10 protein-coding genes and 1 pseudogene are annotated in these 15,167 nt (G+C 66.7%); 3 read left to right on the forward strand and 8 right to left on the reverse strand.

Annotation, left to right across the window (positions count from 1 at the left end; genetic code table 11):
* The first annotated feature begins 438 nt into the window (after positions 1-438).
* On the forward strand, positions 439-927 hold the full coding sequence (locus tag SSPN_RS0122680; protein ID WP_010309328.1) for a transposase: 489 nt from the start codon (positions 439-441) through the stop codon (positions 925-927).
* An 84-nt stretch (positions 928-1,011) separates the two neighbouring features.
* Here SSPN_RS0122680 and SSPN_RS0122685 read toward each other — a convergent pair whose 3' ends face one another.
* The 8 genes and pseudogenes from SSPN_RS0122685 to SSPN_RS0122720 form a co-directional block, all read right to left on the reverse strand.
* Positions 1,012-1,329, reverse strand: a complete 318-nt coding sequence (locus tag SSPN_RS0122685) for a hypothetical protein (protein ID WP_010309330.1) — start codon at positions 1,327-1,329, stop codon at positions 1,012-1,014.
* A gap of 414 nt (positions 1,330-1,743) precedes the next feature.
* A pseudogene (locus tag SSPN_RS60165) lies at positions 1,744-1,954 on the reverse strand (IS982 family transposase); the annotation flags it as partial.
* Between the two features lie 1,755 nt (positions 1,955-3,709).
* Positions 3,710-4,615 carry an alpha/beta hydrolase gene (locus SSPN_RS0122695; protein ID WP_010309334.1) on the reverse strand — a complete coding sequence of 302 codons (906 nt, stop codon included), beginning with the start codon at positions 4,613-4,615 and terminating at the stop codon, positions 3,710-3,712.
* Entirely contained in the window at positions 4,612-5,436 is an 825-nt protein-coding gene (locus tag SSPN_RS0122700; RefSeq protein ID WP_010309336.1) for a carbohydrate ABC transporter permease, read from the reverse strand. The genes SSPN_RS0122695 and SSPN_RS0122700 overlap by 4 nt, the downstream gene beginning before the upstream one ends.
* Positions 5,426-6,358, reverse strand: a complete 933-nt coding sequence (locus SSPN_RS0122705; protein ID WP_010309337.1) for a carbohydrate ABC transporter permease — start codon at positions 6,356-6,358, stop codon at positions 5,426-5,428. The genes SSPN_RS0122700 and SSPN_RS0122705 overlap by 11 nt, the downstream gene beginning before the upstream one ends.
* Positions 6,355-7,590: an ABC transporter substrate-binding protein gene (locus SSPN_RS0122710; protein ID WP_010309338.1), complete on the reverse strand. Its 1,236-nt coding sequence runs from the start codon at positions 7,588-7,590 to the stop codon at positions 6,355-6,357. The genes SSPN_RS0122705 and SSPN_RS0122710 overlap by 4 nt, the downstream gene beginning before the upstream one ends.
* A 15-nt stretch (positions 7,591-7,605) precedes the next feature.
* Positions 7,606-9,210: an FAD-dependent oxidoreductase gene (locus SSPN_RS0122715; RefSeq protein ID WP_010309341.1), complete on the reverse strand. Its 1,605-nt coding sequence runs from the start codon at positions 9,208-9,210 to the stop codon at positions 7,606-7,608.
* A 13-nt stretch (positions 9,211-9,223) separates the two neighbouring features.
* On the reverse strand, positions 9,224-10,234 hold the full coding sequence (locus SSPN_RS0122720) for a LacI family DNA-binding transcriptional regulator (RefSeq protein ID WP_010309344.1): 1,011 nt from the start codon (positions 10,232-10,234) through the stop codon (positions 9,224-9,226).
* Between the two features lie 138 nt (positions 10,235-10,372).
* On the opposite strand from SSPN_RS0122720, the gene SSPN_RS0122725 reads away from it, so the two are divergent.
* Positions 10,373-12,157 carry a prenyltransferase/squalene oxidase repeat-containing protein gene (locus tag SSPN_RS0122725; RefSeq protein WP_010309347.1) on the forward strand — a complete coding sequence of 595 codons (1,785 nt, stop codon included), beginning with the start codon at positions 10,373-10,375 and terminating at the stop codon, positions 12,155-12,157.
* A gap of 760 nt (positions 12,158-12,917) precedes the next feature.
* Positions 12,918-15,164 carry an SF1B family DNA helicase RecD2 gene (gene recD2, locus SSPN_RS0122740; protein WP_202798895.1) on the forward strand — a complete coding sequence of 749 codons (2,247 nt, stop codon included), beginning with the start codon at positions 12,918-12,920 and terminating at the stop codon, positions 15,162-15,164.
* Positions 15,165-15,167: the final 3 nt, after the last annotated feature.

Genomic DNA, 15,167 nt, shown 5'->3' on the forward strand with positions numbered 1-15,167 from the left:
GATCCCAGCACCGCCAGAACCCAGAACACCACCAACAGCAACCGAAATCAGGCCGTCCGCCCCACTAGATGCCCGCACCGCGACCCACCAGGGCGCCGACACACCACAACCCAGCGACCGGGCGAGGACAACCACCCGGCACCCGCACCACAACACACCACCCACAAACAATCGTCCCCCGGTTACAGGGCGAGCCCTTGAGCATGATTTTTGCTGTGGGCCCAACAATTGCCGGGTGCAGAAGTCCTCACAGTCGCCGAGCAAGCAGGCCCGTGAGAACAGAACCGGAGCTTCTGAGCGAGATCTCCAGGCTCTGCGGGAACACCGGTCGCGGGCCGCGGAAATGCTCGATCCCGGCGAGCGGCAGGTTGATGTGGCCGTGGCCTCGAGCGTCTCCCAGCAATGACGACTACCTGCGCGTCGCATGGCCGGACCCCGGTGCTGCTGCACCAACTCTCCCCGACTCTCATCGCGATGTCGGCTGCACCGGCTTACCGGCCAAACGGCACCCAGGCCACGCAGTTGCTCCAACCCAAACACAGTAGCGACAACACCGAATCGCTGATCAAGTCCGTCCCCGACCAGCACGACCAACTCGACGGAGATCCGGTCACGCCGATTTGGGGCGGGCTGTCCACCCATCAGCCCAAGGCCATCAAAGCCTGGATGACCACCAGACGGCATTGGGCTGTCGCGGCACGACTTCCCGCATACGCACCCGAGCCCAGCCCGGTCGAACCCGCCTCGGACAACGTCAAAGCAACCCAACCGGCCAACTTCTGCCCCAACGCCATCGACCAGCCCGACACCTCCACGGAGACCGGCTTGGAAAGCATCAGCAACAGCTACCAACTGTGCTTCCCTTTCCTTGACCGCACCGGACTCCCCCAATTAACCAAGACCACGCAAACAATGAAAGATTGTTAACACACGTATCATTCATGTAATGGCTCCCGGACACCGCACAGCAAGAACACACCGCCGCTTGCCAACCAGGCAGCATCGCGCGTATCACTCGTCACCCAACGTCACCTTGCTGGCGTGGAACAGCCCTGTGCCGTGGCCGTGAAACACGACGACCCCACCGCGGTACCGCAGATCGCCGAAGACAGTCTTGACCGATGCCCGCGTCAGGCAGATCTCGGATGCGTAACTGCGCTCGCCGGGACTGCCAGCGAACAGCCTCGTGATGACCCGATCATCCACCGCGCCATCGAGAACCCGTTCCACGTTGGACAAGCAACCTTCCAGATGTTTACGCAGCCAACAGACCTGCAACGAGGTGAAAACCGCGTTGATCCGGTCATTCTTCCCATCCAAGCTGGTCATCTGCCCACCCCGCTGTCCGACCGAGGCAATAATTCCAGCATGACGGCGCAACAAGAGGCGCGAACACGAACAAGGGCCACGACTGCCCGAAAACCGACGGCCATTGCCCCAAAGTGCGTGACGACAGACGCATTTCTCGACACACTCAAACACAGCATCCTAACCCGAAACAGATCAACAACCGCCTCACGGCTGCCCGAAAACCCCACGGGCATTGCCCGGTAGTCCCTCCAACCGGTCATCTCGTGTCATTCTTGGGAGAGCAGCAGGAGCGGGCAGGTTCCGGCAAACTATGGTCGCACAGGGGGAGAACCGGGCACGGCCGGTTCTTAATACAACAACGACATGTTGTGATGTTGATGTCTTTTGTGGTGATTGTCAGGCCACTAGATGATTGATTCTGTGAATTTGATGTTAATGGCCGTAAGGGATGAATGATCGTTTGCTGATCAGCCGGTGGTCCAGTTGTGCCAGATGGCGGCGGCCAGGACCAGCAGGCGTTGCGCAATGCGGGTAAACACCCCGGCGGGGTACGACCGCCGTGCCCTTCCAGACCGAGTTGCCCTTTCAGGGTCTGGTTGACCGATTCGATCCATTGGCTCACGCCGCCGAGGTTGCCGTTGCGGTAGATCTCGCGTGATCCCCTTATGGCCAACGCTCAACACACCCCGGAGCAGCACCCGCACCTGTTCCCTGTACCAGAAGCTCCGCGGCGAGCGGCTTCCGCCCCGGGCTGAGCCCGGACTCGCTGGTCTATCTCGACGACGCAGATGAGATCGACACCGATGTCCTGGTGATCGGTTCCGGGAAGGGCTGCGGCTGCGGGACATCCGCCTACGGACTGCGCGCCCCCCGGGGGCGCACCGGCGCCCCGTTTTCTCCTGGTAAGTGCTACTGGGTCGGCGGGCAACACCCGCTTCTACGGTGCGTCCATACCTCGTTTCCGCGCGAGCGACTTCACCGAGGTCGAGCACATGGGCGGCCGGTCGAAGGCGTGGCCATTGTCCTACGAGGACCTCGAGCCGTTCTACGGTGAGGCCCGAGCGCTATTCGACGTGCACGGGCAGACCGCCCTGCCTGATCACCTCCGACGACGGCCGGACCATCGTCGCCGGCGAGGCCCGTCATCAGGGCCGGGTAGTGCGGATCAGCGTCCGCCGGTTCGTGCTTGCCGCTGGTGAACTTGGCCGCGCTGCTGCTGCGCTCCGCGACCCGGCAGCACCCGCGTGGTCTAGGCAACTCCTCGGACCAACTCGGCTGCAACTACATAGTCCACAACAGCACGTTCTTCCTCGGCACAGCGAAACGGGGGTGCGTCCACAACGGACGCACCCCCGCACCACCACACCGGATCAGTACCGCGGCTGCACCCACAGTTGGTACCGGCCGTGGTTGTACAGGTTCTTTCAAGCAATACCAGCCGACCCAGCGGTGCTGCCTCATGCCCACGTTGCCCGCATAGGCGCAGGACGAACTCGACGTGTAGACCCCGCCCGGGACGAACGTGGCGGCGGACGCCACACCCTGGGTGGCGGCGAGCCCACCGGCAAACCCCAGCGTGAGAAGGGTGGCCGCAGCCAGCTTTCGCATCCTCATGATGGCACTCCAATCGCAAAGAGACAGAGGTGACGCCGGAAAAGGTGAGATTCGACGCACTGCTGGTAAACCTAAGCAGCGACATCAGTCGTGACCAGATTGTCCGAGGTGCTAGGGCATGCGCGACCGCTGAACGTTGCCTCAAGGTGCAAGCTGACATCTTGGATGTGAGCAGGCCATTTCAGCCCGCAACCGATGACCGACAGGTACGGCTCGTCACCGCCGAGGCGCCACAGCACGTCGAAGGCCAGGTGCCAGCGGTGCGGGTCGAAAGTCTCCAGCCCCAATCCCCTGATCACAGCACGATGCGCCCCCAGCGTGATCCAGAGGCACAGATCGGGGACGATTGAATGCGCTCCCGCTATTACGGCGAAGCCGGCCTGGCCGGATCGGGCGCTGCCGGCCGCGCTCCCCCGGCTCCTACCCCCAGCGACTCCACGGCCACCGGATTGTCTCGACACGCACCTCGCTCGCCTGGCATCGACGCCTGGTCAGGCCGAAGTGGACCCGGCGACCCCCACCGGTATCCGGGGAGCTTCGCGACCTGATCACCCGGCCCCGCACCGACAACTCCCGCTGAGGGATGCGACGCGTACAGCCTGACGGCCCGACTAAACCCCAGCCCACAACCAGCGAACCCGGTCAGACGCACCACGAGGCCCTACGCCTTCGCCAACAGGTTCAAGTGCGAGTACGTCGTCTCCGCAGGCCAGTAACGGCGGGCAACGCCGCAGCGACCGCTACCTCATCTCCGAATGCGCGCCCGCGAGCCATGCCGAAACGTTTAGCTGTGAGTCTCCAGCACGCGGCGCAGCCAGTCGATGCGGGCGGCTCGTGCCCGCCGCGACAGCGCCGCGTCGGGCACGAGCTGGTCGAATCCGTGGCACCCGCCGGGCCAGACGTGCAGTTCTGCGTCTCCGCCAGCGCGCCACAGCCGCAGGGCGTAGTCGATGGCCTCGTCGCGGAACAGGTCGGCCGAGCCGATGTCGACGTAGGTAGGTGGCAACCTGGCGAGGTCGGTGGCACGTGCCGGTGCGGCGTACGGTGAGACGTCGGGACCGCCCCGCGCATCGCCGAGCAGGGCTTCCCAGCCGGTGATCGTCGACGCGCGCACCCACGTGTTCCCGTCGAGGTACTCGTGGCTGGACGGGGTGTCGCACCGGTCGTCGAGCATCGGGCACATCAGCAGCTGGCCGCGGATCGGCGGACCGCCGAGGTCGCGGGCCATCAGCGTCACCGCAGCCGCCAGCCCGCCGCCCGCCGATGTACCCGCAACGACAGGCGGGCCGAAGCCGTTGCGGGACATCCACTCCAGCACCCGGAAGCAGTCCTGCGACGGCGCCGGGTGCGGGTGCTCGGGTGCGAGCCGGTACTCCGGCGACACCAGCACGACACCCAGCTCCGACACCCACTCGGCCAGCACGTGCAGGTCGGTGCGCCGGGTGCCCGCGACCATCCCGCCGCCGTGCAGGTGCAGCACCGGAAGACGTGGCACACCCGCTGGGCGCAGCACAAGCACGGGCACGCCATCGGCATCGGCATCGGCGAACGTCACGGTGCCACCGCGCGTCAGCTCGGCATCGGTGACGACGCGTCCTCCCGCCCGGACCGCGTCGATTCCCGCTGGCGTCACCGGTGGTCTGGCGAGGTCTACCAGCGCGGCGATCTCCGGGTCGATCGCGGGACTCACCCCTTAACCCCGGTGTGCGCGAGTCCCTCGATGAACTGCCGCTGCGCCAGCACGAACACGACGAGAATCGGCACTGCGGTCATGGTCGCGGCGGCGAGCTGCACGTTCCACATCGGGCCGCCGTAGTTGTCGACGAACTGCGTGAGCGCTTGCGGCAACGTGTACATGTCCGGTGTGGACAGATAGACGATCGGCTCCAGGTAGAGGTTCCACGAGTGCAGGAACGTGAAGATCGCGACGGCGCCCAGCGCGGGCCGGGACAGCGGCAGGGCCACCCGGTAGAAGATGCCCGCTCGTCCGAGGCCGTCCATCCGCGCGGCCTCCTCCAGCTCCGACGGCAGGGCGATGAAGAACTGGCGCATGATGAAGATCGCCAGCACACAGGGCGCCCCGAAGATCGGCACGATGATTAGCGGCCAGTGCGTGTTGGTCAGGCCGAGCGACTGGAACATCTTGAACAGCGGCACGATGGTGACCTCGCTCGGGATGAGCAGGCCGATCAGGACGACCACGAACAGCACGTTCTGGCCCGGGAACCGGATACGCGCGAACGCGTATCCGGCCATCGCCGCCACCGCCATTGTGCCTGTCGTGACGATCACCGCGATGTAGAGGCTGTTCCAGTACTGCTGCGCGAACGGCTGCATCTCGAACACCTGCCGGTAGGTGGAGAACGTCCACTCCGACGGCAGCGGCGAGGTGGAGAAGATCTCGCTGATGGGCTTCATCGACGAGGTGATCATCCACCAGGTTGGGAACACGAAAGGCACGCACAGCAGGCACAGCAGCCCGTATAGCGTGATCTTGACCCTAAGCCTCATGCAGCACCCACTTCCGGCGCATCTGCCACTGCAGCAGGGTGAGTGCGGCGACGATGACGAACAGCAGTACCGAGATCGTCGCGCCGTAGCCGAAGTGGTGGAACTGGAACGCCTGCTGGTACAGGTAGTAGATCAGTACGGTCGTGGACGTGCCCGGACCGCCCTGCGTGAGCACCGCGATCTGCGCGAACACCTGCAGCGAGCCGACGATGGTGATGATCGACGTGAGCAGGATCGTCGGGCTGATCAACGGCAAGGTGATGCGGCGGAACCGGGTCCAGGCACCCGCCCCGTCGATCTTCGCCGCCTCGTACAACGGCTGCGGCACGCCTTGCAGCGCCGCGAGGAACAGCACCATGTTCAGGCCGACGTTCTTGAGCACCTGCACGACGATCACCGAGACCATCGCGGTCGACTCACCGCGCAGCCAGTTCGGCCCGTCGGCACCGAAGAACCCGAGCAGTCCGTTGACGCTGCCCTCCGGCTGCAGTATCAGCTGCCACACCAGCGTCCACGCCACCAGCGACACGAGGACGGGAGAGAAGAACAACGTGCGGAAGACCGTGGTGCCGCTCAGCTTCTGGTTGAGCAGCACGGCCAGCAGCAGCGCTAGTGACAGGTTGAGCACGACCAGGCCGGCGGCGAACCAAGTGGTCGCCACCAGCGAGTCGCGCAGCTTCTCGTCGGCGAGCAGCTGTTGGTAGTTCTGCGCGCCGACGAACTCGAACGTGCCGGCGAGCACGTTCCACTCGTTGAGGCTGTACCAGCCGACCAAGGCCAGCGGCACCAGCACGAACGCGATGCTGCCGAGCAGCGCGGGCGCGACGAACAGGTAACCAACCAGATTGTCGCGCCTGCGCTGCGTCCAGTACGACGTCCCCTTGCGGGCTACGGCCCGCGTGGAGTGTGCGACCGCCGTCACTTGTTCTCCAGCAGCGGTTTGATCTTGGTGCACACGTCGTTCAGCACGTTCTGCACGTTCGCGTCCGGCTTCCACAACGGGTCGAGCGCGGCGCGGATCGTCTGGTTCAGCTCCTCCTGACCCTTGTGGCTCGGCTTCACGACGCCCTTGTTGATGCCGTCGACGACGACGGACTGCAGTTGCTCGGCCTTGATCAACGGGTTGCTCTTGGCGAGCGTCTCCGCGTTGAGCAGCGACGACCGCGCCGGGGGGAAGAACTGCGCGAGCTTGGCGGAGTTGGTCTGGTTGGTGAGGAAGGCGAGGAAGTCCGTCGCGGCGTCGACGTTGTGCGACTGCTTCAGCACACCGATCCCGGCCTGCCCGATCACCGCGTAGTCACCCTTCGGACCGGCCGGCAGCGGCAGCAGCGTCCAGCCGAACTTCGCGTCCTTCAACGCACTGGACCGGGAGATCTGGCCGATCGCCATCGCCGCGTCGCCGGCGAAGAAGTCCACCGTCGTGCCGGGGCCCGGAATCGCCTTGTCGGTGAAGATGGCCTTGTGCAAGAAGGACATCGCGTCGTTCATCTCGCTGCTGGAGAACCCGCACGAGCGACCGTCCGCGCTCCACGCATCAGCTCCCCAGCCGCGCCAGATAGAGGACAGCACTGCCCAGTTCTGGTACTTGAAGTCCGGCAGTACCAGGCCGCCCTTGCCGGAGGCGGCCGCCGACGCAGAGGCAGCCGCGATCGCCTGGTCCCAGGTCCAGTCCGCCGAGGCGCCCTTCACCAGGTCGGTGTTGACGAACAAGCCGAACGGCGAGGTGGAGAACGGGTAGGCGTACAGTTCGCCGTCCTTCTCCCACAGCTTCGTCGCGGACGGCACGAGCTCGTCGGCCTTCTCGATCTTGCCGCGCACCGGGGCGAGCGCACCGGACGCCACGAAGTCCGGTGCCGACTCCTCCAGGATCCAGGCCAGGTCCGGCGCGTTACCGCCGGCGATCTGGGTGGTGAGCGTGGTGGTGTAGCCGTCGGCGGGCACCGAGTCGAACTTGATCTCGGCGATGTCCGGGTGCGAGGCCTTGTACTCGGCGGCGATGTCGTTGAGCAGCTTGAGATGCGCCGCGTTGGCAGTCCACACGGTCATGCGCAGCGACTTCGGTCCGGACTGTGCGGTTGATCCACCACCGCAGCCGGTGAGGGCGAACAGCCCTGCGACGATGAGTGCCGTGAGTCGTCGTGACAGCTTTGTCATTTTCGTCTCCCTGCGTCAGTAGCCGGACACGTCCGGCCAGCGGAGCTCGACCCCGTCGCGTTCCAGACACTGCTGGAAGTCCGCGAGCAGGCCAGGGGTATTGCGCACCGCGCGAGGGGTGACTCGGTGCGCCAGGCAGAAGGCAGCGAGCGCGCCCGCGACCTCGCCGACGTTCCACTCGACTGGGTGCAGCCGGTGGGAACCGTTGGTGATGTGGGTGGTGCCGATGTTCTTGCCCGCGGGTAGCAGGTTCTCCACCCGTTGCGGGATCAGCGCGCCGAGCGGGATCTCGAACGGGCAGCTCGCGACGTCGATGTAGTTGTCGCCACCGGTGGAGGGGTGCAGGTCGATACGGTACATGCCGACACCCACGGCGTCGGCGTGCTGCACCGCACCCTTGTCGCCGCGCACGGCGAGCGAGAGGTCCTGTTCGACGATCGTGTGCTCGGCCCTGATGCGCCTGGACTCGCGGATGTACGGCGCCTGCGCGAGACCGTCCGCGCTGCCGGTGACGTCGCCGCGCAGGCGGAGGCCGGGGAAGCCGGTGCCGCCGTCTGGGCGCGGCGCCTCGGTCTGTAGCCAGTAGAGCACCGAACGTGAGAGTTCCCGCGCCGCGGCGATGTGCGCGTCGGCGTCCGGCACGTCGATCACCGGCGACTCGAAGTAGTCGATGATCGGCCAGTTCACCAGGCAGATGTCGCTGTCGTAGGCACCCTCGACGAAGTTGCGACGCGCGGCGATGCGCCGGAACGTCCACAGATTGCTGTCACCGGCACTGAGCCGCTGGTCCGACACGACGCCGAGCGGGTCGTCGTCCGGGTTCGGGGTGAACGTACGTTCGGAGATCGCGAGCGTGCGCGGGTTGGGGGAGCGGAACGACAGCATCCGGTCGCCCCAGAAGTCCGGCTGGTACGCGCGCCAGAAGTCGTACCGCGCCGGTTTGTCGATGGTGTGGTCGCCGTCGACGTGGTCGACCACGAAGCACACCGACACCGCCTGCATGTTCGCCGGCTGCGCGACGTCGGGCGCACTCGGCTCGCCGGTGTCCAGAGTGGACTCGAAGCCGGTGACGTACTCCGTGCTGGACAACGGAAGCAGTTCACCCGTCTCCGTCGCGTCCAGGATGTACGGCGCGGAGAGCTCGATCTGTTCACCGGTGTCGCGGTGCGCAACGGTCACCGACACGATCCGGTCGCCGTCGTTGTGCGCGGCCACCGGCCGGTACGGCTGCAGCACGGTCAGCCTGCCACTGCCGCGGAACGGCGCCAGCATCTCGTCGATCACCGCGACGGCGACGCGGGGCTCGTGGCAGAGCCTGCTCACGTTGCCCGCACCGGGGTTGAGCTCCCGCCACGCCCGTGCGCGCGGGGTCAGCGGGTAGTGGCGGCGGTAGTAGTCGCGGATGCCGTCGCGTAACGCCCGGTAGCTCGCGGTGACGCCGAAGCGCTCCACCCAGCTGTGCTCGTCGGGCGGCACGGCCTGGCTGGTCAGCTGGCCGCCGAGCCAGTCGTACTCCTCGGTGAGCACGACCCGGCGGCCCGCGCGCAGCAACGCGAGTGCGGCGGCGACACCGCCGAGTCCGCCGCCAACGACGACAACGTCCGTGGTGTGGTCGAGCAACAGTTCCTCCTGGTCAAAGGCGTGGTGCGCCCAGCGTCGAGCCCTCGACGAACTCGCACGGGAGCAGTTCTTGCGGTGTGGTGCCGTTTTCGAGCACCTCGGTCAGCGCCTGCACCGCCCGGCGCCCCATCTCGCGCCTGGGGATGCGGAAACCGGTGAGCGCCACGTCGTCGTCCGGTGCCGACCGGGTAGCGGCACCGAGCGAGAGCACGGCGAGGTCGCCCGGCACGGAGAGCCCGCGTTCGCGCCCGGCGAGCACGAGCGCGGCCCCGTCCGACACCTCTTCGGTGAGCACAGCGGTGACGCCCGCTTCGCGCAGCTGATCGAGCTGTGGGGTCTCCACATGCATCCCTTGGACGCCATGTGCGGCAACGGCTTCGCGGAAGCCTCGCAGCCGATCCGCGGACGACTCCGCGCCCCCACCAGACCCCACGTACGCGAACCCGCGGTGGCCGAGCGCGACCGCGCGGTCCACCAGGTCTCGCACCGCGGTGCGGTAGTCGGCCCCGACGTGCGGCACCGGACCGCCCGCGTCGTCGCGTCGTCCGATGGAGACGTACGGGATGCTTTCGGCGAGCAGCTGGGTCAGGTCGTCGCGGTCGACCGTGCGACCGAGCAGCAGACTGCCGTCGGCGAGCCGCACCCGGCTGTCGTCGCCGAAAATCCGCCGCCGCTCCCCGGTGGCCTTGGCGCTGGTGAACAACAACAGGTCACAGCCGACCTCCTCGGCCTGTTCCTCGATGCCTTCGAGGAACGACTGGTAGAAGTTCGCGTGGGTGCTCGGGAACACCGCCTCGTAGGTGAACACGCCGAGGATGCGGTTGTGCCGATCGCGCATCCTGCGGGCGATCGGGTTCGCGACGTAGCCGGTCTTCCGAATCACCTCCAGTACCTGCGCACGGGTCTCCGCCGCGATCCGGACGTTGCCGTCCTTCCGGTTGTTGAGCACCAGCGACACCGTGGCCTGGCTGACTCCTGCCATCCGGGCGATGTCCTGCTGGGTGAGCCGTCGGGCCACGAGCACCCCCGCTTGCCAATACGAATTGGCAGGAATTCTGCGTCGTCGGCCTACGCGTCGTCAAGCCCATAATAATTCGAATTATCATCTTGACGTGCGGCTACGCAGCGGGTGAGGGTTGATCGGCCACAAGGAGGTAGGCCCGTGACTACGTTCAGCCGTCGCAGCCTGATGACCGGCGCCGCCGCTCTCGGACTGCTCGCCGCACTGCCGACCCGCGCACTCGCACTGCCCGCCCCGCCGCCCACCACACCGAACCGGCGCCTGTTCGCACCCGAGGAGCAGCGATTCGCGTCGTACCTCACCGCGGTCTCGCCGATGGTCGCCGACATGGACTCGAGCGGCTTCTTCGCCGGAGGCTGGTGGCGCAGCCCGGCGGTGTCCTACAACGCCCGCGTCCAGGAGCACGTCTACACGCTCGCCTGGTTCGCCACGCAATCCCGCACGTGGAACCCGTACCGGGGCGACGCGACTCTGCTCGCCGCGCTCGACGCCGGGCTCGGACACTACCTAGGGTTGCAGCACGATGACGGCTCGTGGCCGGAGTATTCGCCGACCGAGCACGGGCTCGCCGCCACCGGCTTCGGGTTGGGGTACCTGAGCAAGACCAACGCCCTGCTGCGCGCGGCGAACATCCTGCCGCAACGCCAGTCGCAGATCACCTCGGCGCTGCGCAAAGCGATGACGTGGCTCCTCAACCCGGGCAACGGTAGCGCCTGGCAGCCCACAATCCACTACGCGAACCAGGTTACCGCCGGGCTCGCCGGCTCCTCGCTCGCGCTGAACCAGGACCCCGACCCCGCGCTGCGGCAGCAGTTGACCGAGGCGTTCGCGCGCCTTGCCGCGAACGGGCAGAGTCCTTCGGGCTACTTCTACGAGTTGACCGGCGCGGACACCAACTACAACTTCGAGGTGATGCTGCCGGAGATGGCCGACGCGTGGCGCCAGTCCAACAACGCCAACCTCGTCACGATGGCGCGGAAGTACACCGACTGGCTCAGCTACAACCTGCTGCGCGAACCCGACGGCTCCGGCTGGTTCGCCAACGTCGCCCCCAACTCCCGCACCTCGGCGCGGTTCTACGCCGACGTGCGACCGGACCCGGAACGTACCGCGCTGAACAACCAGTTCGTGCCAGTGGTGCCGAACTTGGGCGCGTTCCTGTCCAGCCGCGAAGACCTCGCCGCCGCACGAGCGGCCTGGGCCGAGGACCCGGCACCGGTGCCCGCACTCGTCAAACAGGACACCTCACCGCGCATCCTCACCCACGCGATCTACGGCGAGCGCTATCCGACCCGCGCCCAGCGCACGGCCGCGATCGCGAAACTTCCATACCAACAGGCGCACTTCACCGAGATCCGCAGCGACCAGGGGCAAGACTTCCTGTTCCTACGCAGGCCGCAGTTCTACCTCGGCGGCTACTTCGGCACGAGGCGCGCGACCTCGCTGGGCCGCACCGGTCTGACGTTCCTGTGGCACCCGGTCGCGGGCACGGTCGTCCAGTCGATGAACAACAACGACCACGCCTGCTGGGCGACGGTCTTCCCGGGCCAGGTGCCGGACGCGAACGGACCGCAGCAGGCGGAGTTCCTGGGCGGCGAGCCATACCGGTTCCGCTACCGCACCGCGAATGGCTCGGTCGTCACCGATGTGACCGTGCGGCCCGACCGGATCACCAGGTCGGTGCAGGCGAACGCACCGGCAACCGAGCAGATCCCGTTGGTGGTGAGGGACTCCGACAAAGTCGCACTCGACGCGCAGGGGCTGACGCTCACCCGCGGCCAGGTGGTGCTGCGATTCGACTGGGCACAGCCGCGGCAGCCCGCGATCAGGGCCTCCTCGATCACCTACCCCGGCCGTGTGATGCACATCCTCACAGTGCCCCACGACGGCACGTTCACCCTGACGGTCTCAGTTCTTGATTCATGATCAGGAGCGCACCGCGCCCGTGGAAGTCGTTGTCCACTCGCTGGTGCTCCAGATAGTACCGGGCATCGCCGACGCTCGTGGCGATCACGACGTCGGCGATCCTGGTCCGGCCGTCCGAGCCAATCGACACCTTCGCCAGCACGCCGTCCCCGAACGCCGCGCTCCTGTCCCAGGGCGCACGGCGAGCAAACAATTGGCGGGCAGGACAATACTCGCCGAACGATCATTCAAAGCTGAATTGACCAGATGTTCAAAAGGCAGACTGCGACCACGACTGCCGACCGACTGGACTGGCCACCTCGCGAACGCGGCCGGCATCGAGCTCGAAAAAGACGATCGAGGACACCGCGCTCGAGGAGCGGAACCAGTCCGTCGCGGCTGCTGGTGCGTCCGGACACGGCGCTGAGCCGGCGCCGCGACCTGATCGCACGCCCCCACGTGCCCCCTGTCAACGCTTCGCCACGGCCTCGCAGGTCGTCGACGCATGACTCGGGGTCGTCGTGGGTCGCTGGCCATTCGACGTAGAGCTCTTCCATCTCCTCCGTCAAGCCGGTTTATCCCGGCGCTTTCCCCTGATCTGGAGCCAGCGGCACCTACTCCAGGCCCTGCGCGAGGACGAAAAAATCTACAACTCCCACCGGCCGCACCAAGGCATCGCGAACGCCCACCCGCTGACGCCGGAGCCCGAGGCGTTCGGGAGATGCCGCTGCATGTGGTGACCGCCGGTTTGCTTGACAGCCGTTCGTGATACGTGTTGTCGGTGGAAAAAGGACGGGAGTCGGCCACGTGGACTGCGGTGCTGGAGGGCACGCTGGAGCGGATCACGTTCGCCAACGAGGAGAGCGGCTACACCGTCGCGCGGATCGACACCGGCCGGGGCGGTGACCTGGTGACGGTCGTCGGCGCGCTGCTGGGCGCGCAGCCCGGCGAGGCGTTGCGCATGCGCGGCCGGTGGGGGTCGCACCCCCAGTACGGGCGGCAGTTCCACGTCGACGACTACACGACCGTGCTGCCTGCGACCGTGCAAGGTATCCGCCGCTACCTGGGGTCTGGCCTGATCAAGGGCATCGGCCCCAAACTCGCCGAGAAGATCGTCGACCACTTCGGCGTCGCCGCGCTCGACGTCATCGAGCAGGAACCCGCGCGGCTGATCGAGGTCCCCAAGCTCGGCCCGAAGCGGACGAAGCTGATCGCCGACGCGTGGGAGGAGCAGAAGGCGATCAAGGAGGTGATGATCTTCCTGCAAGGCGTCGGCGTCTCGACCTCGCTGGCGGTGAAGATCTACAAGCAGTACCACGACGACGCGATCCGGACCGTCAAGGAAGAGCCATACCGGCTGGCAGGCGACGTGTGGGGAATCGGTTTCAAGACCGCCGACACCATCGCCAAAGCGGTGGGAATCCCGCACGACTCCCCGCAGCGGGTAAAGGCGGGCCTTCAGTTCACGCTGTCGGAGTCCACCGGCGACGGCAACTGCTACCTGCCGGAGAACGAGCTGATCGCCGAGGCGGTGAAGATCCTCGCCGTCGACACCGGGCTGGTGATCGAATGCCTCGCCGAACTCGTCACCGAGGAAGGTGTGGTCCGCGAGGAGATCCCCACCGATGACGACGAGGTGCCGACGGTCGCGATCTACCTCGTGCCCTTCCACCGCGCCGAAGTCGCCCTGGCCAACCAGCTGTCCCGGCTGCTGAACACCAGCGCGGACCGGATGCCCGTCTTCGCCGACGTCGATTGGCACAAGGCCCTCGACTGGTTGCGCCGCGCTACCGGTGCCGAACTCGCCGAGGCGCAGGAGCGCGCCGTCAAGCTGGCCCTGACCGAGAAGGTCGCCGTGCTCACCGGAGGTCCAGGCTGCGGCAAGAGCTTCACCGTGCGGTCGATCATCGCATTAGCTCAGGCGAAAAAGGCCAAGGTGATCCTCGCCGCGCCGACGGGACGAGCGGCGAAGCGGCTGACCGAGCTCACCGGACACGACGCGGCGACCGTGCACCGCCTGCTCCAACTCCAGCCGGGCGGGGACGCCGCCTACGACCGGGACAACCCGCTGGACGCCGACCTCGTCGTGGTCGACGAGGCGTCCATGCTCGACCTGCTGTTAGCCAACAAACTGGCCAAGGCGATCGCGCCCGGCGCGCACCTGCTGCTGGTCGGCGACGTCGACCAGCTCCCGTCGGTCGGAGCCGGTGAGGTACTGCGCGATCTGCTCGCCCCTGGCACCCCGATTCCACACGTGCGGCTCAACGAGGTGTTCCGGCAGGCCGCCGAGTCCGGGGTGGTGACCAACGCGCACCGAATCAACGCCGGGGACTATCCGCTGACACACGGGCTGACCGACTTCTTCCTGTTCCACGTAGAGGAAAGCGAACCGACCGCCGAGCTCACCGTCGACGTCGTCGCCCGCCGGATTCCGCGGAAGTTCCGGTTCAACCCGCGCACCGACGTGCAGGTCCTCGCCCCGATGCATCGAGGCCCCGCAGGTGCAGGCGCGCTGAACCAGCTGTTGCAGGAAGCGATCACCCCGGCCAGGGAGGGCCTGCCAGAGCGGCGGTTCGGCGGACGGATCTTCCGCGTCGGCGACAAGGTCACGCAGATCCGCAACAACTACGACAAGGGCGCCAACGGCGTGTTCAACGGCACGCAGGGCGTCGTGTCCGCCCTCGACAACGAAGCACAGACCATGACCGTGCGAACCGACGAGGACGAGGACATCGACTACGACTTCACAGAACTCGACGAACTGGTCCACGCCTACGCGGTGACCATCCATCGTTCGCAGGGAAGCGAATACCCGTGCGTGGTGATCCCCTTGACCACAAGCGCCTGGATGATGCTGCAGCGCAACCTGCTCTACACGGCGGTCACCCGGGCCAAGAAGGTCGTGGTCCTCGTCGGTTCGAAAAAGGCCCTCGGGCAGGCGGTGCGCACCGTCGGCTCCGGCCGCCGCCACACCGCGCTGGACCACCGGCTCCGACGGGGCGGGACCGGTTCGAGGCCGGCGGCGTGACAA

Source organism: Saccharopolyspora spinosa NRRL 18395, assembly GCF_000194155.1.
GTDB lineage: Bacteria > Actinomycetota > Actinomycetes > Mycobacteriales > Pseudonocardiaceae > Saccharopolyspora > Saccharopolyspora spinosa.

Coding starts and splice junctions, on each gene's coding strand:
- SSPN_RS0122710 (WP_010309338.1), bottom strand. CDS start 7,590: ATGACAAAGCTGTCACGACGACTCACGGCACTCATCGTCGCAGGGCTG.
- SSPN_RS0122700 (WP_010309336.1), bottom strand. CDS start 5,436: ATGAGGCTTAGGGTCAAGATCACGCTATACGGGCTGCTGTGCCTGCTG.
- SSPN_RS0122685 (WP_010309330.1), bottom strand. CDS start 1,329: ATGACCAGCTTGGATGGGAAGAATGACCGGATCAACGCGGTTTTCACC.